Origin of the sequence: Rhizobium sp. BT04, from assembly GCF_030053135.1 — a bacterium.
GTDB lineage: Bacteria > Pseudomonadota > Alphaproteobacteria > Rhizobiales > Rhizobiaceae > Rhizobium > Rhizobium binxianense.
In genome coordinates this window covers 4,653,199-4,676,374 of the sequence record NZ_CP125652.1, presented here as the reverse complement: position 1 = coordinate 4,676,374, position 23,176 = coordinate 4,653,199, and the positions used below count along the sequence as shown (strand labels likewise).

General features: G+C 60.8%; 21 protein-coding genes and 1 pseudogene. 10 read left to right on the top strand and 12 right to left on the bottom strand.

Annotated elements, in window-relative coordinates; translation table 11 throughout:
- Positions 1-303: 303 nt before the first annotated feature.
- Positions 304-933, bottom strand: coding sequence for an ATP-dependent Clp endopeptidase proteolytic subunit ClpP (gene clpP, locus QMO82_RS31225; RefSeq protein ID WP_003573944.1), 630 nt, complete (start codon positions 931-933; stop codon positions 304-306).
- A 415-nt stretch (positions 934-1,348) separates the two neighbouring features.
- On the opposite strand from clpP, the gene QMO82_RS31220 reads away from it, so the two are divergent.
- Positions 1,349-2,602, top strand: coding sequence for a GGDEF domain-containing protein (locus QMO82_RS31220; RefSeq protein WP_183606516.1), 1,254 nt, complete (start codon positions 1,349-1,351; stop codon positions 2,600-2,602).
- Positions 2,603-2,885: 283 nt separating this feature from the next.
- Positions 2,886-4,130, top strand: a complete 1,245-nt coding sequence (locus QMO82_RS31215; RefSeq protein ID WP_183606515.1) for a cytochrome P450 — start codon at positions 2,886-2,888, stop codon at positions 4,128-4,130.
- A 15-nt stretch (positions 4,131-4,145) separates the two neighbouring features.
- On the opposite strand, the gene pstB is transcribed toward QMO82_RS31215, so the two are convergent.
- The 5 genes and pseudogenes from pstB to QMO82_RS31190 form a co-directional block, all read right to left on the bottom strand.
- Positions 4,146-4,955 (bottom strand): phosphate ABC transporter ATP-binding protein PstB, encoded by an 810-nt coding sequence (gene pstB, locus QMO82_RS31210; RefSeq protein ID WP_183606514.1) that lies wholly within the window; start codon positions 4,953-4,955, stop codon positions 4,146-4,148.
- Positions 4,955-5,812 carry a phosphate ABC transporter permease PstA gene (gene pstA / locus QMO82_RS31205; protein WP_183606513.1) on the bottom strand — a complete coding sequence of 286 codons (858 nt, stop codon included), beginning with the start codon at positions 5,810-5,812 and terminating at the stop codon, positions 4,955-4,957. Before pstA ends, pstB begins: the two co-directional genes overlap by 1 nt.
- A 1-nt stretch (position 5,813) precedes the next feature.
- Positions 5,814-6,792: pseudogene (pstC, locus tag QMO82_RS31200) on the bottom strand (phosphate ABC transporter permease subunit PstC).
- A gap of 198 nt (positions 6,793-6,990) precedes the next feature.
- On the bottom strand, positions 6,991-8,013 hold the full coding sequence (gene pstS, locus QMO82_RS31195; RefSeq protein WP_183606676.1) for a phosphate ABC transporter substrate-binding protein PstS: 1,023 nt from the start codon (positions 8,011-8,013) through the stop codon (positions 6,991-6,993).
- A 353-nt stretch (positions 8,014-8,366) separates the two neighbouring features.
- The gene (locus QMO82_RS31190) at positions 8,367-10,496 is read right to left on the bottom strand and encodes a bifunctional diguanylate cyclase/phosphodiesterase (RefSeq protein ID WP_183606512.1); all 2,130 of its coding nucleotides are present in this window, start codon (positions 10,494-10,496) and stop codon (positions 8,367-8,369) included.
- A gap of 112 nt (positions 10,497-10,608) precedes the next feature.
- On the opposite strand from QMO82_RS31190, the gene QMO82_RS31185 reads away from it, so the two are divergent.
- Positions 10,609-10,740, top strand: a complete 132-nt coding sequence (locus QMO82_RS31185; protein WP_272783413.1) for a hypothetical protein — start codon at positions 10,609-10,611, stop codon at positions 10,738-10,740.
- Here the strand turns inward: QMO82_RS31185 and QMO82_RS31180 are convergent.
- From QMO82_RS31180 to QMO82_RS31170, 3 genes are all read right to left on the bottom strand, one after another.
- Positions 10,730-11,083, bottom strand: a complete 354-nt coding sequence (locus QMO82_RS31180; protein WP_183606511.1) for a cupin domain-containing protein — start codon at positions 11,081-11,083, stop codon at positions 10,730-10,732. The genes QMO82_RS31185 and QMO82_RS31180 overlap by 11 nt on opposite strands.
- 14 nt (positions 11,084-11,097) lie before the next feature.
- Complete coding sequence (locus tag QMO82_RS31175; protein ID WP_183606510.1) at positions 11,098-12,381, bottom strand: O-acetylhomoserine aminocarboxypropyltransferase; 1,284 nt, start codon at positions 12,379-12,381, stop codon at positions 11,098-11,100.
- 129 nt (positions 12,382-12,510) lie between these two features.
- Positions 12,511-12,939: a CoA-binding protein gene (locus QMO82_RS31170; protein WP_183606509.1), complete on the bottom strand. Its 429-nt coding sequence runs from the start codon at positions 12,937-12,939 to the stop codon at positions 12,511-12,513.
- Between the two features lie 135 nt (positions 12,940-13,074).
- On the opposite strand from QMO82_RS31170, the gene QMO82_RS31165 reads away from it, so the two are divergent.
- Complete coding sequence (locus tag QMO82_RS31165) at positions 13,075-13,398, top strand: hypothetical protein (protein WP_097617629.1); 324 nt, start codon at positions 13,075-13,077, stop codon at positions 13,396-13,398.
- Between the two features lie 477 nt (positions 13,399-13,875).
- On the top strand, positions 13,876-14,712 hold the full coding sequence (locus QMO82_RS31160; RefSeq protein ID WP_183606508.1) for an EamA family transporter: 837 nt from the start codon (positions 13,876-13,878) through the stop codon (positions 14,710-14,712).
- Between the two features lies 1 nt (position 14,713).
- On the opposite strand, the gene QMO82_RS31155 is transcribed toward QMO82_RS31160, so the two are convergent.
- A complete protein-coding gene (locus QMO82_RS31155; protein ID WP_183606507.1) occupies positions 14,714-15,538 on the bottom strand; it encodes an enoyl-CoA hydratase in 825 nt (274 codons plus the stop codon).
- 97 nt (positions 15,539-15,635) lie between these two features.
- Positions 15,636-15,866 carry a DUF1127 domain-containing protein gene (locus QMO82_RS31150; protein WP_183606506.1) on the bottom strand — a complete coding sequence of 77 codons (231 nt, stop codon included), beginning with the start codon at positions 15,864-15,866 and terminating at the stop codon, positions 15,636-15,638.
- Positions 15,867-15,912: 46 nt separating this feature from the next.
- Between QMO82_RS31150 and QMO82_RS31145 the strand changes: the two genes are divergently transcribed.
- The 3 genes from QMO82_RS31145 (at position 15,913) to rpsI (ending at position 18,088) form a co-directional block, all read left to right on the top strand.
- The gene (locus tag QMO82_RS31145) at positions 15,913-16,839 is read left to right on the top strand and encodes a LysR family transcriptional regulator (RefSeq protein ID WP_183606505.1); all 927 of its coding nucleotides are present in this window, start codon (positions 15,913-15,915) and stop codon (positions 16,837-16,839) included.
- A 314-nt stretch (positions 16,840-17,153) separates the two neighbouring features.
- Positions 17,154-17,618: a 50S ribosomal protein L13 gene (rplM, locus tag QMO82_RS31140; RefSeq protein WP_010069368.1), complete on the top strand. Its 465-nt coding sequence runs from the start codon at positions 17,154-17,156 to the stop codon at positions 17,616-17,618.
- A gap of 2 nt (positions 17,619-17,620) precedes the next feature.
- Positions 17,621-18,088 (top strand): 30S ribosomal protein S9, encoded by a 468-nt coding sequence (rpsI, locus tag QMO82_RS31135; RefSeq protein ID WP_003573972.1) that lies wholly within the window; start codon positions 17,621-17,623, stop codon positions 18,086-18,088.
- A 336-nt stretch (positions 18,089-18,424) separates the two neighbouring features.
- Here rpsI and QMO82_RS31130 read toward each other — a convergent pair whose 3' ends face one another.
- Positions 18,425-20,401 carry an acyltransferase family protein gene (locus QMO82_RS31130; RefSeq protein WP_183606504.1) on the bottom strand — a complete coding sequence of 659 codons (1,977 nt, stop codon included), beginning with the start codon at positions 20,399-20,401 and terminating at the stop codon, positions 18,425-18,427.
- Between the two features lie 383 nt (positions 20,402-20,784).
- Between QMO82_RS31130 and cml the strand changes: the two genes are divergently transcribed.
- Positions 20,785-21,969, top strand: coding sequence for a CmlA/FloR family chloramphenicol efflux MFS transporter (gene cml / locus QMO82_RS31125; protein ID WP_183606503.1), 1,185 nt, complete (start codon positions 20,785-20,787; stop codon positions 21,967-21,969).
- 226 nt (positions 21,970-22,195) lie between these two features.
- Positions 22,196-23,158, top strand: a complete 963-nt coding sequence (gene speB, locus QMO82_RS31120) for an agmatinase (RefSeq protein WP_183606502.1) — start codon at positions 22,196-22,198, stop codon at positions 23,156-23,158.
- Positions 23,159-23,176: the final 18 nt, after the last annotated feature.

The window sequence follows — 23,176 nt, the reverse complement described above, 5'->3', positions numbered from 1 at the left end:
ATCACTTTCCTTCCAGCACGCCGCATTTCAAGGCGAAATCGCGGTCCACTCTATCAGCTCCTGGCGGCACTCCGTTTCCGGAGCCTTTGCCGAGAAGGGCGTCAGGGGGTACGAACCGGTCCCCAACCAATCATGTCCGGGTTCCGGCGGCAACGAATTCCCCTTCGAATGCCGAATGCTATGTCATAAAAATTCAACATAGCATTAATAGTTACTATTAGCGTCTTCGTCGCCTGTTGAAAGCCTTGTTCGATCACAAATGAGATAGAACTGTGGCGACGAAAATACCATCCCTATTAATTACTAGGCCTGCTCGCCTTCCATTTCGAGGCGCGACGTCAGAACCTTGTCGATCACGCCCCAGCCCTGGGCCTCGTCCGCATCCATGAAATGGTCACGATCGAGGGTCTTTTCAACTTCCTCATAGGTGCGGCCGGTGTGCTTGACATAGACCTCGTTGAGGCGGCGCTTCATCTTGAGGATGTCGCGGGCGTGGCGCTCGATGTCGGAAGCCTGGCCCTGGAAGCCGCCCGAGGGCTGATGCACCATGATGCGGGAATTCGGCGTGGCGAAACGCATGTCCTTGTGGCCGGCAGCCAGCAGCAGCGAGCCCATGGAGGCGGCCTGACCGATGCAGAGCGTCGAAACCGCGGGCTTGATGAACTGCATCGTGTCGTAGATCGCCATGCCGGCGGTAACGACGCCACCCGGCGAATTGATGTAGAGAGCGATTTCCTTCTTCGGGTTTTCAGCCTCGAGGAAGAGAAGCTGAGCGCAGACGAGCGTCGCCATATGGTCTTCGACGGCACCCGTCAGGAAGATGATGCGTTCCTTCAACAGGCGGGAATAGATGTCGTAGGAGCGTTCACCGCGGTTGGTCTGTTCCACGACCATCGGCACGAGGGCCATTGCGGTATCGACTGGGTTTCTCATGTGCGTCCTTTGTCAACGTCTCGCCGGCCGGCGCCGGGAATCAAAGAAAATGTCTTATCCCTACATAGAGTGTCCCGGCCCTCCTCTTCAAGACACGCATGAGGATAACGTTAAGAAGGCGGGGCAAGGCGGCCGTTCGGAGCCTCTTTCCCCCAAATGCCTGCCGACGGCGAGCCCTCGGCGCCGTCTCCCCCGATTTTTCTCCGTGACAGGATGAAGGAAGCCTTACTCCATTCGACGATGCTCACACACGTTTACCCAACGGAAAGCCTACCGGCAGATATCGGCCGAAAACCATGCCGCAGTGCCGCGACATTAAGGAAGTGGCGAACTTCCTCGGCAAGGATGCGCCCCAACAGACAGGCCGACAGACAAGTGGCCGAAAGACAAGGCCGACGGGCAAGGGGTTGCTGCCGTGTTCAATATCGCTACAGGTCTCGCCATCTGGTGTTCGGAGGCCATGACGCTCGCTTTGGTGCTGTTCGTCGCCTGGCGCCACAATGTCCGGAACGAAGCCTATCTCTATTGGGGCCTGGGCTTCCTTCTGACCGGCATCGGCTTTGCGATGATCGCGCTGCGCGGCCAGGTGCCCAGCGTGCTGTCTATAGAGATCGGCAATGCCATCGCCCTGCTCGGCCAGAGCGCCTGGGTTGCGGGTTTTCTGGCGCTCGACCGCAAGCGGATCGAATGGTGGGCGTTGCTGCCGCCGGCGATCTGGCTCGCCGGGGTCTTCCTGCCCTGGGTCAACAACGACTATTCAAACCGGGTGGTGCTCTACAACCTCGCCTCGGCGACGGGTGCGACGGCGCTGGCGCTCGCGGTTGCCGCCGGCGACATGCGCCGCGAGCGTACCCGGGTCAAGCTGATGGGCGTGTTCGTCATCCAGGGCTGCCTGTGTTTCGGCTCGGCGCTGACGATGGCGCTGACGCTGCCGAGCGATATTGAAGCAACCAATCTCGGCGGCGCCTCCGCCATGGCAAGCGCCTTCCTGCTGACCATCGCCTTCGCGTTCACCTGCCGGCTGATCATGGAACGCTCCGAACGGCACCTGCGCGCCCTCACCCTGACCGATTCGCTGACGGGCGTGCTCAACCGCCGCGGCCTGCTCGGCTATTTCGGCTCCATCCAGGAAAAGGCCCATAACGACCAGCGCCAGGTCGCGGTGATGCTCTTCGATCTCGACCATTTCAAGCGCGTCAACGACCGTTTCGGACACCAGTCCGGCGATGCCGTGCTGACCGCATTCGCGCGGATGGCCCGCCAGTATATTCCGAACAACATCTTCGGCCGTATGGGCGGCGAGGAATTCGCAGCCTTCGCCGCCGTCGCCGACCAGACGGAAGCCGAGGCGATCGCCGAAGCGATCCGCACCGAGTTTTGTCGTCTCCCCGTCAGCACCGGCGAAGCAATCGTCCCCGCCACCGTCAGCATCGGCATCGCGCTCGCCTCCTCGATCGAAGCCAATATCGACAAATTGATCTCGGCCGCCGACCGGGCGCTCTATGCGGCAAAGGCCGCCGGCCGCAACTGCACGGTCATCTTCGGCGAAGCGGAGGCGGCCGCACCTGTAGCGGCCACGCCGAACAGCACCGCCGGCGAACTTGTGCCGACGGTCGACGACCAGGTCGAAGCCCTGCGGCGCATGGGCACGTTGTCGCGGGCCGGATAAAGCATTTCCGTTTTTCTCCGAATCAGGGAAATGCTCTATCTCTTTGTTTTCCCGCAATTCCCGGCAAAAAGCGTTTCACGCTTTGCCTGGCAAAACCGCGACGCACTTTTGCTGGAATTGCTCTAACGCCTGACCCCAAATATCGGAATCGATCCTCGGGGTTGCGAGCGAATCCTCAAGTGATGTCGCATCTTAGCTGACGCGCGGCCTGTCGGCCGCGCATTCAGGATGCCCCTCACTCACCCGCTTTTCGAGGCCCGGCAAATCCGCTAAGCCTCGGGGCATGATGATACCGCCCTCTCTTTCGATCGACCCGGCCCGCCGCCACGTCTCGCTGGACGCCCGCAATCCGGGCTTCTACGGCAATCCGAATGCCGTCTATGCAGCGCTTCACGCCCATTGTCCGACCTTTTACTGGAGCGAGCAGAAGCAATGGTTCTTCACCGGCTACGACCATGTGAACGGCCTGCTGCGCGACCGCCGCTTCGGCCGGCAGATCCTGCATATCGCCAGCCGGGAGGAGCTCGGCCTTGCCGAGCCGATGCCGCATCTTGCCAGTTTCGATCTCTCGGAACGTTATTCCCTGCTCGAACTCGAACCGCCGGAACACACGCGGCTGCGCACGCTCGTCAACCGCGCCTTCGTCTCCCGCCATGTCGAGAAGATGAAGCCGGAGCTTGCCGAACTCGCCAACCGGCTGATCGACGGCTTCGCTGAAAAGGGTGAGGTCGAGCTGCTCTCGGCCTTTGCCGACATCATCCCGGTGACGATGATCGCCCGCATGATCGGCATCCCCGAGGAGATGGGACCACAGCTGCTCGCCTGGTCGCACGCCTATGTCCGCATGTATATGTTCGGCCGAACGCGCGAGCAGGAGGATGAGGCCGAACGGGCGGCGAAGGAATTTTCCGACTATGTCAGAACTGTCATTGCAGAACGCCGCGCGATCCCACGCGACGATCTGCTCACCCACATGATCCATACCGAGCACAAGGGCCAGTATCTGAGCGAGGAAGAGCTGATCTCGACGACGATCGTGCTGCTCAACGCCGGACATGAGGCGACCGTGCACCAGATCGGCAATTCGGTGCGCACCATCCTCGACAGCGGCTCAGATCCGGCGGAACTCTTCCGCGACGAAGCAACAACGGAGCGCACCGTCGAGGAAACCCTGCGCCTCTGCGCGCCGGTTCACATCTTCCAGCGCTGGGCGCTGGAGCCCGCCGAAATCGATGGCGTCGCTTTCCAGCGCGGCGACAAGGTCAGCCTCATTCTCGCCGCCGCCAATCTCGACCCGGCGAAATTCACCGATCCCCTCACCTTCCGGCCCGATCGCAACGAGGCGGCCAACCTCTCCTTCGGCGCCGGCATCCATTTCTGCATCGGCGCACCGCTGGCACGGCTGGAGCTCAACATCGTGCTGCCGATCCTTTTCCAGCGGCTTCCCGGCCTCAAGCTGGCAAGGACGCCCGTGGTCAAGGACGTCTACCATTTCCACGGGCTGGACCGACTGGATCTGCGATGGTGATCCAGCCCTCACGGATCAGCCGTAGCGCCCCGTGATGTAGTCTTCCGTGCGTTTGACTTTCGGCGACTGGAAGATCTCAGCGGTCGGGCCGTATTCGATCAGCTCGCCGAGATACATGAAGGCGGTGTTGTCGGAGATGCGGCTTGCCTGTTGCATGTTGTGGGTGACGATGACGATGGTGAACTCGCCCTTCAGCTGCGCGACCAGCTCTTCGACCTTGGCGGTCGAGATCGGATCGAGGGCCGAAGTCGGCTCGTCGAGAAGCAGGACCTCGGGGCGTAACGCCACACCGCGGGCGATGCAGAGACGCTGCTGCTGACCACCGGAAAGACCGAGGCCGCTGCCCTTCAGCTTGTCCTTGACCTCATCCCAGAGGGCGGCCTGACGCAGCGCCTGCTCGACGCGGACGTCCATCTCGGCCTTGCTGAGGCGCTCATGGTGGCGAATGCCGTAGGCGATGTTGTCATAGATCGACATCGGGAAAGGTACGGGTTTCTGGAACACCATGCCGACGCGGGCGCGCAGCTCGTTCATCGAGAAGCTGGGGTCGAGGATGTTCTTGCCGTCGAGCTTGATCGAGCCAGTAGCGCGCATCTTCGGATACAGCGTGTAGATGCGGTTCAGGATGCGCAGCAGCGTGGACTTGCCGCAGCCGGAGGGACCGATGAGGGCCGAGACCTGACGCTCGGGGAAGTTCAGGCTGACATCCTTGATCGCGTGGGTGTCGCCGTAATAGAAATTGACTTTCTCAAGCGCGATCTTGTCTCTGGCCAGGTGTTTTTCCGCCTTGCTGGCAGCATCGAAAGTGTCTGCGGACTGAAGCATCATTTCCCACCTTTTCGGTTCAGGACGGAGCGCGATACGACGCTCAGGATCAAAACGACGGCGGTCATCACGAAGGCACCGGCCCAGGCGAGATTCTGCCATTGCTCATAGGGGCTCATAGCGAACTGGAAGATGACGACCGGAATGTTCGCCATCGGCTGCGACATATCCAGGCTCCAATACTGGTTGTTCAGAGCCGTGAAGAGCAGCGGCGCGGTTTCGCCCGAAATGCGGGCGATCGCCAGAAGGATACCGGTCAGAATGCCGGTGGACGCGGCGCGATAAAGCACGTTGACCGTGACCTTCCAGCGCGGGATGCCGAGCGACAAGGCTGCCTCGCGCATCACATCGGGAACCAGCCGCAGCATCTCGTCGGTCGTGCGCACTACGACCGGCAGGAAGATGAAGGCAAGCGCGATGCCGCCGGCAAAGCCGGAGAAGCGTGACGTCGGGCGCACGACCAGGTCGTAGACGAACAGGCCGATGATGATCGACGGCGCCGAGAGCAGGATATCGTTGACGAAGCGGATCGCCTCGCCAAGCTTTTTGCCGCGGCTGAACTCCGACAGATAGGTGCCGGCCAGCACGCCGATCGGCGTGCCGATGACGATGGCCAGCACGACCATCAGCAGGCTGCCCATGAAAGCATTGGCGAGACCGCCGCCGTCTTCGCCGGGCGGCGGCGTCATTTCGGTGATAAGACTGGGGCTCAGCGCCGACAGGCCGTGGATCAGCGTCGTCCACAGGATCCAGACCAGAAAGACCAGGCCGAGCACCGTTGCGAGGCCGCAAAGCGTCAGCGCAATCGCACTGCCGATCTGGCGGCGGCGGTAAAGGGAACCCGAATAGCCGGCCATATTACTCCCCTCTCTGCTTTGCCATGCGCACCAGCATGAGCTTGGCGGCGGCCAGAACGATGAAGGTAACGACGAAGAGGATGAGGCCAAGGGCTGCGAGCGACGATCTGTAAAGATCGTCAGAAGCCTCGGCAAACTCGTTGGCGAGCGTGGCGGCGATCGAGGTGCCGGGCTCCATCAGCGACACCGCAATATTGTGGGTGTTGCCGAGCACGAAGGTCACCGCCATGGTCTCTCCGAGCGCGCGACCGAGACCGAGGAAGATGCCGCCGACGACGGCCGTGCGAGTATGCGGGATAACGATGTCGCGCACCACCTCCCACTTGGTCGAACCAAGCGCATAGGCCGATTCTTTCAGCTGCGCCGGGACAACGAGGAAAACGTCGCGCATGACCGAGGAGATGAAGGGGATGATCATGATCGCCAGCACAATGCCCGACGTCAGCATGCCGATGCCGAGCGGTGCGCCGGAGAACAGCGCGCCGATCATCGGGATCGGGCCCAGCCAGTCTATCAGCACCGGCTGAATGTAATCCGACATGAAAGGCGCGAAGGTGAAAAGACCCCACATGCCGTAAATGATCGAGGGGATGCCGGCGAGAAGCTCGACGGCGCCGCCGATCGGCCCGCGAATGGAGCGCGGCGCAACTTCGGTAATGAAAACCGCGATACCGAGGCTGACGGGAACGCCGATGATCATGGCGAGCGCCGAGGTGACCAGCGTCCCGTAGATCGGCACAAGCCCCGCAAACTGCTCGGCGACCGGATCCCATTCCGTGCCGGTGAGGAAACCGAGGCCGAAGGTCCGGAACGCCTGAAACCCGCTCAAGGCCATGGAGATCGCCGCGGCAAGCAATGCCGCCAGAACAAAACAGGCCGCAGCCCAAAACTATCCAATAGAAAATACGATCGCCGGTCGCGCCGTCGCGACGCTTCACGCCCGCTCCGGAGACGGGCAGCGATGCCGATGCTTCGCTCATATCAATACGCTCGACTGCGCTGAGGGGGTAAAGGTATTCGAGCATGATGCCGAAAAGTGTAAGCGGTTTTCGGGCGACATCATGCTCTAACCCCTTAATTTAGAACAGGATTCAGATTTTAGGCCGGCTCGGCCTAAAATCATCCTGTTCTAGGGCGGAAAACCTCGCTTTCCGCCCCGACCGCGTTTCTTGCAAGGATCAGCCCTTGAACGAGGCTGTCCAGTAGTCCTCGATCTGCTTCACGACGGCTTGCGGAAGCGGAACGTAGTCGAGGGAAGAGGCTTCCTTCTGGCCGTTTTCGAGCGCCCACTTGAAGAAGGCGAAGGCAGCCTTGGAGCGTGCCGCATCCTTCGGTTCCTTGTACATGATCGCCCAGGTCGTGGCGGTCACCGGCCAGGCCTTTTCGCCCGGAGCGTTGGTCATGATCAGGTAGAAGTCCTGAGCCTTGGCCCATTCGGCGCTGGCGGCGGCGGCCGAGAAGCTTTCGGCATTCGGCTTCGGATACTGGCCGGCAGCGTTCTGGATCAGGGCGTAGGGCAGCTTGTTTTGCAGGGCGTAGGCATATTCGACGTAGCCGATCGAATCCTTGACGCGGGTGACGTAGGCAGCGACGCCTTCGTTGCCCTTGCCGCCGATGCCGACCGGCCAGTTGACGGCGGTGCCTTCGCCGACCTTGCTCTTCCAGTCTTCGTTGACCTTGGAGAAATAGTTGGTCCAGTTGAAGGAGGTGCCGGAACCGTCCGAACGGTGGACGACGGCGATCTGGCTGTCGGGCAGCTTCAGGCCGGGGTTCAGATCGGCAATGGCCTTATCGTTCCACTTGGTGACGTTGCCGAGATAGATGTCGGCGAGAACCTTGCCGGTCAGTTTCAGCTCGCCCGACTTGATGCCCTTGACGTTGATGACGGGAACGATGCCGCCGACAACAAGCGGGAACTGGCCGAAACCGCCATCGGTCAATTCCCTAGGCTCGAGCGGCTTGTCGGATGCGCCGAAATCGACCGTTGCAGCCTTGATCTGGGCGATACCGCCGCCCGAACCGATCGACTGGTAGTTCAGCTTGTCGCCGGTCTGCTTGTTATAGTCCGCAGACCATTTGGACAGCACCGGATAGACGAAGGTGGAGCCGGCGCCGGTGATATCGGCAGCCGACGCCGAAACCGCCAGAGCGGCAACCAGACCCGCACCGAGGCAGGCCGAGAGGAGTTTCCTGGTGAGCATATGAAGCGCTTCCCTAATGGATTTGAAGAACGACGAGACCAGCGCCATGGCGGGGGTGTCCATTGTCTCGGGCGCTGAAAGTCGCGTCACATCAGGCGGGCTAGGCGCGTATTATTACAGTTTGATGACGGCTTTTGACCGTTGAAACCGAATGCGCGGCCATGCGTCAAACACTGCGCTGGGCGCCTTTCCATTGAATGCGGGATTTAACAAAGCCTTAGCAAAAACATTGGGATAGATTGACGCATGGCTGTGGTGGATTGCCGCAGCCGTGGCTAAAAATGTCGTTTCAGGCTTTTGAATTTCCGTCGGCGGTTACCGGTCACCGCTCCGCGGGGTCACCGGCAACGCCATCATGCGGCCGACTCTTCTTCCAGCCTGCTGGATATGTCGTGTGCCGACATCGGTCTTCCCATCAGATAGCCTTGAAGCTGATCGCAGCCGGCCTCGCGCAGGATCGCCGCCTGGCGGCTATTCTCGATGCCTTCTGCGGTCACGGGAATCTGCAAGGCGGTCGCCAGCGAAATGGTCGCCCGAAGGACATCGGCGCCATTGGCGCCTTCATCGAGAGCGGAGACGAGCGAGCGATCGATCTTCATGCGATCGAACCCGAACTGCCGCAAGGCGCCAATGCTGGCGTAGCCGCAGCCAAAGTCGTCGAGTGCGAACTTGATGCCGACGCGCTTGAGCTGGTCGATCGAGCGCCGGGCCTGATCCGGATTTGTCATCAGAACGCCTTCGGTGATCTCCAAGGTCAGGCGCTTCGGATTGAAATCGAGCTCCTGCAGGACCGAGATCACCTCGGCGGCAAATTCGGGATTGCAGAGCTGGACCGGCGAAACGTTTACCGACAATGCCAGATCGGGCCAGTTCTTGGCATGCTCGATCGATGTTCTCAGCATATGAACACCGAGCGCATCGATGAGGCCGCACCGCTCGGCGAGAGGGATGAAAACCTCCGGACTGATGTTTCCTGTTGCGGTTCGCCAGCGCGCCAGCGCTTCCAGGCCGGTCACGGCGCCGGTGGTGGCGGAGACGAGCGGCTGGAAAACGGCTTCGATTGCGCCGCTCTTGATGGCGCCCTTCAAGCGGCCTTCCATTTCGGCGACCCGTTGGCGCTCCTGGTCGAGCTCGGGGGCGTACTCGACCGCCTGGCCTCTGCCATTTGCCTTGGCACGGTAGAGCGCCATGTCGGCCCTGCGCAGAAGCTCCAAGGGCTCGACGTCTCCGTCGCGCACCGCAGCGCCGATGCTTGCTCCGACTTCGATTGTTCGTCCGTCGATTTTGAAGGGCTCGGCAAACAGCGCCAGGATGGTCGTTTCCATATCTTCGCACGTGGCGGATCCGACATGCACCAGCGCAAATTCGTCGCCCCCCAGCCGGCCTGCGGCAAGAATTTCGGGGTGACAGGCCATCAGCGCCTTCGAGACCATTCGGATCAAATCGTCCCCAACCGCATGCCCCCAGGCATCGTTGACGGCCTTGAAGCCGTCAAGATCGACCAGATAGAGCCGGAGTGGCGCAGAGTCCGAATTCCCGATGTCTTCCAGCAGGCCGAGAAGCCCATGTCTGTTGAACAGGCCGCTGAGGTTATCATGACCCGCTTCGAAAAGCGCTGCCTGCGCCAATTGGCGCAGGCGCCGCGCCTCGGACGCGCCGACCAGGAGAACACCGACCAGGAACAGCGAAAGGATGGCGACGGAGGCCGCAACATAAGGTGTCACCTGATGAAATACCGTGCTTCCCGGCGCCTTGCTCGGCCAGACAAGATAGCCGATGACGGCGCCCTTCATGTCCTTGATCGGCGTGTTCAGGAATTCCGGCTTTGGCGCCGCCTCGAGGTGCAGGCCTTCGAGTTCATGTTCGTTTGAGAGCGCGTCGAGAACTTCTGATGTAAATTCCTTGTAGAAGCTCAGCGTGCTGAGCTTCGGAAGCTCGCCGGCGGCCTCGAATGGCTGGATCGCCTGCGATGCGATCAGCGCGATACCGCTTTCGGTCTTGATAAAATTAACCACAGGCGCCTTCGCCGGATCGGCAGCAGCATTGATCTGCCCATAAAAGGCCTGGCCGAAAAACGCGCCCGGCTGAAAAGGCTTGCCTTTGGCATAGGCGGAGACGACCGAACTCCGGTCGGGGCCGATCACGATCGCGCCGTCATAGAGCGGGTAATCCGCGCTGGTTTTTCCCCAGTTCTCATAGGCCCAATCGGCGGCGGTCGGCGATGAGGTCGCACTATAGGCATCGTCCCATACGGCATTGTCCGTCGTTGTCGCGCCCAGGCGAGCCACGAACGCTCCGATCGCTGCGTCGGCGGCGCGACTGGCCCTGGCGTCATCGATCTCGTTTGCCGACCGTGTCATCGTGACGACGACATGCGCCATAAGGCCGGTCAGCACGAGGGCGACGACCAGGAAGCAGACCGTCGTCGCGACGATGGAAGAGGTTTGAGTTCGAACGTGCCTACCCGCAAGATTCGACGACATGCAAATTCCGGAGAGATCGATTGCAAGACCATGTCTGTGAGACAGCAGGAGACATCATGTCCGCAATGCGCTGCGGATAAGATATAGCATTTTGACGATGTAGGCCCGATTAATGGGATTGGTCAAAAGCGTTCTATTCGGCAAAGAAGCGCTGTCATTTGCAGAAAAACAGGCCCTGATCGCCGCAAAGCGACACAGGCGCGGCATCGTCAGCGTCGGTTTGCCCGCGCTGCTCAAACCTTGATTACATAGTCCTTGCGAGTCGTTTCAACGACTTCCCACGTTCCCTTGAAGCCGGGTCTGAGGATCATCCGGTCGCCCGCCTTCAGATGCACCGGCTCCCCGCCCTCCTCCGTCACGATCGAATGACCGGACAGCAGGCTGAAATATTCCCATTCCTCGTAGACGATCCGCCACTTGCCCGGCGTCGCCTCCCAGATGCCGGAATAGAGGCCGTCTTCGGCCTCCTCGAGATTCCAGCTGCGGAATTGCGGATCGCCGGAGATGATCCGCTCAGCTTCCGGGGCGCCGAACTCGGGCTCGACACCATCGATGCTGAAGGGGATGAATTTTGCCGTGGTCGCCATGGATTCCTCTGATCTCAGATCTTCGAGAGCGCTTGTTCGAGATCGGCGATGATGTCCTTGACGTCCTCGATGCCGACGGAAAGGCGCACCACATCGGGCCCGGCGCCGGCGATGATCTTCTGGTCGTCGGTCAGCTGCCGGTGCGTCGTCGAGGCCGGATGGATGACGAGCGAGCGGGTGTCGCCGATATTGGCAAGATGGGAGAAGAGCTCCAGCCCCTCGACCAGGGTCTTGCCCGCCTCGTAGCCGCCCTTGACGCCGAAGGTGAAGACGGAGCCTGCGCCCTTCGGCGAGTATCGCTGCTGCAGCGCGTGGTTCGGGTCGTCGTCGAGGCCGGCATAATTCACCCAGGCGATCTTGCTGTGCGCCTTCAGCCATTTTGCGACGGCGATCGCATTGTCGCTGTGACGCTGCATCCGAAGCGGCAGCGTTTCGATGCCGGTGAGAATCAGAAAGGCGTTGAAGGGCGATAGCGCCGGGCCGAGATCGCGCAAGCCAAGCACGCGGGCGGCGATCGCGAAGGCGAAATTGCCGAAGGTGGCGTGCAGGACCATGCCGTTATATTCCGGCCGCGGGCTCGACAACATCGGGTAGTTGCCTGACTTCGACCAGTCGAAGGTGCCGCCGTCGACGATGAGGCCGCCCATGGAATTGCCGTGGCCGCCGAGAAACTTCGTCAGCGAATGCACGACGATATCGGCACCGTGCTCGATCGGGCGGATGAGATAGGGTGTCGCCATCGTATTGTCGACGATCAGCGGCAGACCATTGCGATGCGCGACGTCGGCGATCGCGGCGATATCGACGAAGGTGCCGCCTGGATTGGCCAGGCTTTCGATGAAGATGCCGCGCGTCTTCTCGTCGATCTGGCTTTCGAAGCTTGCCGGATCGGCGGGATCGGCCCAGCGCACCTGCCAGCCGAAATTCTCGAAGGCATGGCCGAACTGGTTGATCGAGCCGCCATAGAGCCGGTTGGCGGCGATGAAATTCTCGCCGGGGCGCATGATCGTGTGGAAGACGATCATCTGCGCTGCATGGCCGGAGGCGACGGCAAGTGCTGCCGTGCCGCCCTCGAGTGCTGCGACGCGCTCCTCGAGCACGGCCTGCGTCGGGTTCATGATGCGGCTGTAGATGTTGCCGAAGGCCTGCAGGCCGAAGAGGGCGGCGGCATGATCGGAATCATTGAAGACGAAAGCCGTCGTCTGGTAAATCGGCGTGACCCGCGCCCCGGTCGCCGGATCGGGCTGCGCGCCGGCATGGATCGCCAACGTGTTGAAACCCGGATCGTTCTTGGCCATGTCGTCCTCCAGTTATTGCTGACGCGAGGGATCATAGCCTCTCGCTTGCGAAAGTTAATCGCGATCCGTTTCACCCTTGGGCGTTCGGCGGAAAACCCGTCTCGGCGGACCGCAACTCAGGTCATGAGATCAGGCAATGAGACGGGGGTACTCGATTGCCGGGCAGCGGTTCATCACCACCTTGATGCCGGCAGCCTCGGCCTTTGCGGCAGCCGCGTCGTCCCGGACGCCAAGCTGGGCCCAGATGATCTGCGGCAACGTCCTCAGCGCCAGTGCCTCCTCGACCACCCCATCCAGATATTCGGCGGCGCGAAACACGTCGACCATGTCGATCGGCACTGGAACGTCGGCGAGCCGGGCATAAACGGTGCGGCCCTGGATCTGTTTGCCCGCCTGCCCCGGATTGACGGGAATGACCTCGTAGCCGCGCGACAGCAGATAACCCATGACGCCGTTGCTCGGGCGCGCCGGATTGGGCGAAGCGCCGGTCAGCGCGATGGTCTTTACGGAATGCAGGATTCCGGCGAGATAGTCATCCGTATAGGCGTCGTGGTTCATGGTCGCTTCTCCATTCCCGAAAGCCATCCGGCACGGCCCGCAGTTTTTTTGCGTTTCCGTGAAACCGGCTGCGTGGCTTTTCCGTATATATGATTGGCCCGTATATAGGATTGGATGCCCTCTGAGGATGATTCGATGAAAAAAATCGCTCTTGCCCTCACGCTTGTGCTCGCCGCATCGCCGGCGCTGGCGATTTCGCGCTACAATCCACTCACCATGAGCTGCGCCAGCGTGCGCGCCGCCATCCACAATCAGGGCGCCGTCATCTTCCGTTACCAGTCGCCGCGTGGCTTGCCGCTTTACGATCGCTATGTCCGCAACAGCAATTATTGTGATGCGACCGATTATGCGGAGTGGACACATATCCCCTCGAAAGACAATCCCCGCTGCCCGGTGCTGAACTGCCAAAGCATCGACAACCTTGACGGGATGCTTTTCGTTCCGCATCATCAACTCTGATGGTTTCGCCATTCCTGACGCCCTGCAGGAACCATACGTCTTTCGCGGTTGCGAAAGGCTCGGGTTCAATCCCGCAGTGCGATTTACCAGAGATTACACAATCAGAAGCTTTAAATTTCCAGTATGTCAAAGTTATAGAATATTATCTATATTTCAGCAGCATAGAATGTTCGTCCGCCTAGCGCCAGAAGGCATTTTCACTTTTTGTTCGCGATAATACCTCTGTCTGTTCCCGCGTCCATTAGAAACATCTCATAGTTGAAACGATCGTGTGGATTGAACGCATGTCGAGCGCACGTAGAAATTGCTCCAATACACCGCGATTGTTTCCATACTGAAAGAATGCTATTCGACATATGACCGCGTGCGCGACCGCCGCCGTGTATTTTCGTGCAAATCTCAGTTGTCTTTTCAGGAATTTGAAACGCCGAAGGCGAGGCGTTTTCCGCCTCCCTGATCTTTTTCGGATTCACTCCCTTGCCACTCGACGTCATCCTGCTCGTTCTCTTCGGCGCACTGCTGCATGCGACATGGAACGCCATCGTCAAGGCCGGCAGCGATAAGCCCCTCGATGCGGCGCTGATCTCGGCCGGCGGCGCGGTTTCAGCACTGCCGTTCCTGGCGTTCCTGCCGTTGCCGCACAGCGCGGCCTGGCCGTTCATCGGCATCTCGGCCATCCTGCAGTTCGCCTATTTCCAACTGGTGGCCGCGGCCTATCGGGCCGGCGATATCGGCCTCGTCTATCCGCTGATGCGCGGCTGCGCGCCGCTGCTGATCGCCGCGACAAGCGGCTTCATCCTGAAAGAAAATCTTTCCGCCGGCGCTCTCGCGGGGACGATGACGATCTGCGCCGGCGTCCTGACACTCGCGCTGGAGGCGCGGCGCGGCAGCAGCCGCGCCGTCCTGCTTTCGCTTGCCAATGCCTGCGTCATCGCCAGCTACACCTATGTCGACGGCATCGGCGCACGTATCTCCGGCAATGCGGTTTCCTACACTTTGTGGATGTCGCTGCTGCCGCCGGTGCTGCTGTTTTCCTGGGCGGCCTCCCAGCGCGGCGCATTCGCCGTGGCGCGTCACGTCCGTCGCAACTGGTGGCGCGGCCTCATCGGCGGCGCCGGCTCGATCGCTTCCTACGGGCTGGCGCTTTGGGCGATGACAAAAGCCCCAGTCGCGACCGTCGCGGCCCTGCGCGAAACCGCGATCCTCTTTGCGCTGGTGATCTCGATCACCGTCTTCAAGGAAAAAGCCAGCATCTGGCGCTACGTCGCCGGCGTCGTTATCGCGATCGGCGGGCTGGTTCTGAAACTGGCGTGACTCATTCGCCTTTCCATGCCGGCTTGCGCTTGCCGAGAAAGGCGCCGATGCCTTCCTGCGCATCCTGCGTCAGCATGTTGTCGACCATCACTTTGGCGGCATAATCATAGGCCGCCTCGACCGGCAGTTCGAGCTGGCGATTGAAGGCCTCCTTGCCGATCTTCAGGATCAGCGGCGACTTGCTGGCTATCACCGCCGCATATTTAAAAACCACCTGCGCCAGATACTGCTTCGGTACGATGCGGTTGACGAGGCCGAAATCCTTGGCGGTCGAGGCATCGATCGTCTCGCCGGTCAGCAGCATTTCCATCGCCTGCTTGCGATGCGCGGCACGGGAGACGGCCACCATCGGCGTCGAACAGAACAGGCCGATATTGACGCCCGGCGTGCAGAATGTCGAAGTGTCGGTGCAGATCGCCAGATCGCAGGAGGCGACGAGCTGGCAGCCGGCCGCCGTTGCCAGACCGTCGATCTCGGCGATGACGGGCTTCGGCAGATGCGCAATCTTCAGCATCAGATCGGCGCAGAGCCGGAAGGCTCTCTCGAAGAAAGCAGCTCCCTGATCTTCATCGGCGCGATGGGCGGTGAGCTCCTTCAGATCATGGCCGGCGGAAAAGACGTTGCCGATCGAGGCGATGACGACGACGCGCACACCCGCATCCGATCCGGCCTTCTCAAGCTCGGCCATCAGCGCTTCGAGAAGCGCGATCGAAAGCGCATTGGCAGGCGGGTCGTTGAGCACCAGGCGCAGCACGCCGTCACGCAGCGAGCGGAGCAGCAATCCATTCGCCCTGTCTGTGTCCGGGAAGGATACGATTTCGGCCATGATGCTGCTCCCTGCGCTCGCTCGATTTCAAGCAAACGTTTTGCCACAAGGCGCTGGCAATTTCGAGCAGGATCCGCTCTTTCCGCGGCGGCGGCAGTCAGGACCAGAACCAGGATTTCGATATCTCGGCCTTCGCCTCGGCACGGGTCAGGCCGACATCGCAAAGCTCGTCGTCGGTGAGTTCGCAAAGCGTGCGGCGGCTGCGGCGCTTTTCCAGGCGATGCTCGATGGCCGCCAGCAGCCGCAGGCCCCAGCGCGCCGCCCGGCGAATTTTCGATCGAACGATATCGCGAGACGTCTCAAGGGTTTCGCTCATTTCCATGGCCATCTCTTCTACCTTTCTTCAACACGCGAAGGATGGGCTGGAAATTCTCATGAAGGAAGCTTATGGATATTATAATCTCCATAAGAAAATCTTTGGTATGGCGCTGAACCTCGATCAACTCGCAACCTTCGTCAACGTCGCCGATCTCGGAAGCTTTACGGCCGCCGCCGACAGGGAAGGACTGACGCAACCGGCCGTCAGCCTGCAGGTCAAGGGGCTCGAGCAGCGGCTCGGCGTCCGGCTGATCGAGCGTGTCGGGCGGCGAGCGCAGCCGACCGCCGCAGGTCTCGACCTGCTCGCGCATGCAAGGCGACTGCTGCAGGAATCGGCGGCGGCGGAAGAAGCGATGATGCCCTACAGGGATGGCGCCAGCGGCCGCGTGCGCATCGGCAGCGGCGGCACGGCGTCGATCCACCTGCTTCCTCGTGCCATTGCCGCCGCCAGAAAATCCATGCCCGGCCTCGAAATCACCGTGCGCATCGGCGATGCCGACGACGTGCTGCGTGATCTGGAGGCCAACAGCCTCGACATCGCCGTCGTTGCCCTGCCGGCCTCGGGGCGCAACTTCGAGATCGAACCGTTCTACGAGGAGGAGTTGCTGGCCGTTGCTCCCGCTGGCAGCCTGATCCCCGACGGCGGACCGGACGCCGCCTTCATGCGTGACAGGACATTGCTGCTTTATGAGGGCGGCAATACGAGGCGGGCAATCGATGCATGGCTGACCGCACCGGACACCGGTATCCGGCCGGCGATGGAGTTCGGCAGCATCGAGGCGATCAAGGAACTGGTGGCCGTCGGCCTCGGCTGGTCGATCCTGCCGGGGCTGGCGCTGAAGCGCGACCGCGCCGGCCTGGTGACGACGTCATCGCTGCAGCCTAAGCTCACGCGCCGCCTGGGCATGGTTCTGCGCCGCGACAAACATCTGACACGCGGCCTTCGCGAAATGATGACATGCCTGCGCGCGTTCAAAGATTAGCCGCCGCTTTCGACCGTGGCGTGCTCTTTCAAACCCTGCAGGGGGCGAGAAAAGCGTCAGGCACGGCAGATCTTCAGCCGACAAATGTGTGGTAACATAATACCGTACACCTAACCAATTGTTTTCACTTACGTATTTTTCCAACCCTCGGGAAAGTCGATATTGACCCAATGTCACATTCCCTCTATACACCGCCCCAGAACGCAGCCTGTCCGGGCTGCTTTCTTTTTGGCATGCCGCAAGCCTGTCAATCCAAGCAACAAGAAACGCCCTTCAAGCCCTCGGGCCAAGGGTCCCAAAAGAGAGTATTCACTATGGCAACCTTCTCCCAGAAGCCTGCAGAGGTGGAGAAGAAGTGGGTGATCATCGACGCCGAAGGGCTGGTCGTTGGCCGTCTCGCTTCCATCATCGCTATGCGCCTGCGCGGCAAGCACAAGGCAACCTTCACGCCCCACGTTGACGACGGCGACAACGTCATCGTCATCAATGCCGACAAGGTGGTTTTCACCGGCAAGAAGTATTCCGACAAGGTCTACTACTGGCACACCGGTTTTGCCGGCGGCATCAAGGAACGCACCGCGCGCCAGATCATCGAAGGCCGCTTCCCGGAGCGCGTCCTCGAAAAGGCCGTCGAACGCATGGTTCCGCGCGGCCCGCTCGGCCGTCGCCAGATGAAGAACCTGCGCGTTTACGCCGGCTCCAACCATCCCCATGAAGCCCAGCAGCCGGTCGCCCTCGACGTTGCCGCGCTCAACAAAAAGAATGTAAGGAGCGCCTGATCATGGCTGACCTCTCCTCCCTGAAGGATCTCGGCACGGTTTCCGAAGCAGCCGCTCCGGCTCACGTCCGCAAGGTCGATTCGCTCGGCCGCTCCTATGCGACCGGCAAGCGCAAGAACGCTGTCGCCCGCGTCTGGGTCAAGCCGGGCTCCGGCAAGATCATCGTCAACGGCAAGGAATTCGCGGAATATTTCGCTCGTCCGGTGCTGCAGATGATCCTGCGCCAGCCGATCGTTGCGGCTGCCCGTGACGGCCAGTTCGACATCATCGCAACCGTTGCCGGCGGCGGCTTGTCCGGCCAGGCCGGTGCAGTTCGCCATGGCCTGTCCAAGGCGCTCACCTACTTCGAACCGGGCCTTCGCTCGGTGCTGAAGAAGGGCGGCTTCCTGACCCGCGACAGCCGCGTCGTCGAACGCAAGAAGTACGGCAAGGCGAAGGCCCGCCGCTCGTTCCAGTTCTCCAAGCGTTAATCGCTTCGGACAGACGGAATTACGAAGGCCGGGGCAACCCGGCCTTTTTTGTTTTGCAATCGGCTTTCGATAAAAGGGACAAAACCATTGCAGCGCTGCGCGTCCTTCAAGACGCACAAAGGACACTCCTTGAGAGGTGCAGCAGCCTGCGGGCTTAGGGAATTCCGGGAAACGGGCTTAAAGCAAGCTGCCCCCGGACAGAATGTCGGCCGAAACCACCCCACCCTTTCTATATCAAGCCTCAAACATGTCGCACAAACGTATGCAGCGGTTCTGCGGTAGCGGCATGCGTGAAACAAAAGGCGGAAGAAGCGAGCCTGAAGATTGCGACGCGCTTTAGAATTGGTCGGAAGAGAGGGCCGCCACGCCATTCCCCGCCGTCATGTCGTCTCGCTTCAGAGCAACCAGAATTTCGTCGGCGACGGCATCTGCCCCCGTCGGGGTGAAATGCACCTTGTCGAAAATCAAAGCCTTGCCTCCCCGCGCCAGATCGCATCGCCCCGCCTCTATCCCGCAGAAGATCTTGGCCGGATCGACGCGCAGGACATGCTTGTCTTTCGGATCGTCGAGATAGGCGTAGGACGGCAGTGATTGCTGGAGAAATTCATCCTGAGGGATGGTGATGGTCGGCGCCGGCATGCCCTTGTGCATCAGCTTGGCGACCTTGGCTGCGATCTCCGTGTCGCCGCGCGGATGAGGATAGACGATGACGACGCGGATGCCGGCCGCTGTCAGCTCGGCGACGGTTTTGTCGAAGGCTTCCCTTAACCTCTGCCTTGCGTCGGACTTCGCGACTTCCTCGCCCCTGAACACGTATCGCGATTGCTCGAAAAAGATCTTCCAGGAGGCGGCGAGAACGACAGTTTTCACCTTGCTCTTGACGAGATAATCTATCGCCGCGGTGTTGAAGGCGCCACATTCACGCGCCTGGAGCGGGACCATCGAAACGTCGGCGACCGGCGCACAAAAACTGTGCGTGATCTGCTCCAGGCCGATATTCATGCCATCCAGACGCCTGGCAAGTGCCGGCGTCAGCGCCGATGCCAGGGAATCTCCAAGGATTGCATATATCTGCGCGTGACTGCCGTTGAATATGCAGTTCTTGATCGGCATCCCATCCCAGCCCGAGCCGCTTTCGACAAGGCACGTCTTGCTCCATTCGCTGTCCGCGATAAAATCCTTGATCGGCTCTGGCAGGCGCCAGGGGATGCCCCTGGTATCGTGGCCATAAAGCCCGAACGCTATGAATGCGGCAAGCATCGCCGATGCCGATAGGGTCAGGCCGCGACGGGACGGCAGCAATCGGTGCTGGCTCCTGCGGAACGGCTGCTCGACGAAACGCCACGAGAGATAACCTAGCACAAGAGAAAAGCAGGCAAGAGCACCCATCTCGGTGATCGGAGGCGGATCAATGCTGCGAATGCGCGCAAAGGCAAAGATCGGCTGATGCCACAGATAGGCGCTGTAGCTGATCTTCCCAACGGTAATGAAGGCGCGGGTCGAAAGCAGTGCCGCCACCCAGGTTCCCTGTCGCGCAAAGAGCAGCACGAGCATCGCGCCCACCACCGGAACCAGGGCCAGCGTGGATGGAATGGGCGAGGTTTCATCGAAATAGAACACGGAGAAGGCGATCATGCCGAAGCCAAGGAGCGACAACGGATCGCTGCCGCGCTTTTTTCCCTTCGACTCTATGAAACTGCAGATCGACCCGGCCAGAAATTCCCAGGCTCGCGAGGGCAGGAAATAGAAATTGGCCGAGGGAAAGACGCGGGACGCCCACTCGCTGTAGGCAAGGCTGGCAAACGCGATCGCAACCAGGGTTGCCAAGAGCCAGTTCGGCTTACGCTTCCACATGAAGATCACGAGCAGCGGAAAGAACATGTAATATTGCTCTTCGACGGCGAGGCTCCAGATGTGGAGCAGCGGCACCTCTCCGGCCTCCGGCGCGAAATAGCCGCTCTTGAACCAGAACAGGAAATTTGCGCCGGAGAGGCTGGTGGCAATCAGGCTGTCGGAGAAGTCACGAAACTCCTCCGGCATGACCCAGAGCCAAGCGAAGGGCAAGCAGCACAAGATGACAAGAAACAGGGCCGGCAGGAGACGGCGGGCGCGGCGCTCGTAGAATGCCACTAGCGAGAAAGTACCTTTGCGCATCTCCTCAAGAATGATCGAGGTTATTAGAAAGCCGCTGATCACGAAGAAAACATCGACCCCGATGAAGCCGCCGGTGAAGAGACTGAAGCCCGCATGAAACAGAATTACGGGCACCACCGCGGCCGCCCGCAAGCCATCAATCTCTCTGCGGTAAATCACTGTAAATATTTCCTAAAATATAATGCTCTTGCCGACCATAAGGCCGAATCTGCAACCCGGCCTTGCATAGGTAATCATGCAATTTTCTGCAAGCGTGGATTTTAAAAAGAATTCAACTAAACCCCAGCTTTATTCATATCGTCGGGCCGCGAGCAGGATAGCCCTCCTGTTGCCGCGCCTCGGCTACGCTGCTAGACAAGACGCAAAGCGCTTCGGCAATGAGCGAAGCTGCAGTCGGGGTCGCATGATGGGAACAACCAAGTCCGCAGACAAATAGGCCGCAACAACTCTGCCCTGTTGTTGCGGCGTCTGTCCGGCCAATTCCGATATTGATGAAAAGACAGATCGCCGCCGAATGAACTCATTTGAGCGGATGCTTTCTCATGTCTTATATCAAAATCCAGCGCTGGACCTATTCCGTGCCAGCAGCCTTGGCGCTGATGGCGCCTTTCGACATCCTGACCTCCCTGGCCATGGATATTTATCTGCCGATTGTGCCTGTTATGCCTGCTGCGCTCGGCACCTCGCCGGCCGTCATTCAACTGACCCTCAGCCTCTACATGCTCGTGCTCGGTGTCGGCCAGATCGTCTTCGGCCCGATTTCCGATATTGTTGGACGACGGCCCGTGCTGCTCGCAGGCGCGGCGGCCTTTGCCGCTTCATCCCTGCTGCTTGCCGGCACCTCGTCGGCGCCGCTCTTCGTGAGCTTGAGATTGCTGCAGGCAGTCGGTGCGTCGGCGGCCTTGGTAGCAACTTTCGCAACGGTGCGCGACGTCTACGCCGGGCGTCCCGAAAGCAGCACGATCTATAGCCTTCTCGGCTCCATCCTCTCTTTCGTGCCTGCACTGGGTCCGATTGCCGGAGCCTTGATCGCCGATCGCTTCGGCTGGCGCGCCATCTTCCTCGTCATCGGCCTGCTTTCGGTTGCCGCCCTTTTCAATGCCGGTTTGCGGTGGCATGAGACCCGCCCCGCCGCCACCGCGAAGATTGCTCTTCGCCCGATCCTCACAAGCTTTCCCTTCTGGGTTTATACATCAGGCTTCAGTACCGCGATGGGCGCCTTCTTCGTCTTCTTCTCGACGGCACCCCGTATCCTGATCGACAAAGCCGGCTTTTCCGGCATCGCCTTCAGCGTCGCCTTTGCCACGGTGGCGCTGGTGATGATCGTGACGGCGCCATTCGCCAAACGCTTTGTCATGCGATGGGGCATTGCAGGCAGCCTTGCGAGAGGCATGGCGATGCTGCTTCTCGGCGCCGTGCTGCTTGCTTTTGGAGAGGTGTTTCTGCAGCCTTCCCTTGTCAGCTTCGTCGTGCCGATGTGGATCATCGCGATCGGCATCGTCCTTGCGACGGCGGTCACCGCCAACGGCGCGCTTGAGGCCTTTGGCGACACGGCAGGAACGGCGGTCGCGTTGTATTTCTGTGTCGAAAGCATCATCGTCGGCTTTGCCGGAACCGTCTTCGTGCTTCTGCTCGGCGGCGACAGCGCCTGGCCGCTTGTGGGCTATATCTGTGTAACCGCGCTGACGACACTCGCGGGATTGTGGTGCCTGCGAGAGCCGGTCTGAGGCAGACGGGAAAAGGACGGCCGCTCGGTGACAATGAGCGGCCGTCATCCGAACGATTGCTTGAAATCTGCCTGCACCTCGCCTACCCCTTTCTGCGCGCGCAGGGGATCGGCCAATCCTTCGCGTGAGACCCGCCGCCCGACGCTCCGGTGTCGAACGGCGTCATGCAATGCAGCGTCCGCATCGAACGCGACTGTGGTTCTGCGACCGAAAAAAGGAGCATGACTTGGCGAACAGATCGATTGACCACGCCTTCACCGCCACCAGCCTCACCTCCGCCGCCGGCGATCCGACCTTTGCCGGAGCGCTATCCTTCATGCGCCGCCGCTTCACCAAGGAGCTTGCCGGCGTCGACGTTGCCGTCTGGGGTATTCCCTTCGATGCCGCGACCTCGAACAGGCCGGGCACGCGCTTCGGACCGCAAGCGATCCGGCGCGCCTCGGCAATCTTCGACAATGATCCGCAATATCCGTTCAACCGCGAGCTCTTCGCCGAGATGGCGGTGATCGACTACGGCGATTGCCTGCTCGACTATGGCAATCATCAGGATACGCCCGCGGCCATCGAACGCCAGGCGAACGCCATCCTCGACAGCGGCCCCTTTTTGCTGACGCTCGGCGGCGATCACTACGTCACCTGGCCGCTGCTGAAAGCCCATGCGGCAAAACATGGACCGCTGGCGCTCGTGCAATTCGACGCGCACCAGGACACCTGGTTCGACGAAGACCGACGCATCGACCACGGCTCCTTCGTGGCACGGGCCGTCCGCGAGGGCATCATCGATCCCGACCGCTCGATCCAGATCGGCATCCGCACCCATGCGCCCGAGGATTGCGGCGTCAATATCCTCTACGGTCATCAGGTTGAGGAGATGAGCGCCAGCGACATCGCCTCGGCGATCATCTCCCACACGCGCGGGGCGCCGGCCTATCTCACCTTCGATATCGATTGCCTCGATCCGGCCTTTGCGCCGGGCACCGGCACGCCGGTTGCCGGCGGGCCGTCGAGCGCCAAGATCCTCTCGGTGCTGCAGCGTCTGCACCAGCTCGATATCCGCGGCGCCGACGTCGTCGAGGTGTCGCCGCCCTACGATCATGCCGATATCACCGCCATTGCGGGGGCAACGGTGGCGATGTATATGCTGGGGCTTCATGCCGAGCGACGCGCCATCGCCGTGTCACAAGGCTGACTTATCATCGCTCAAACT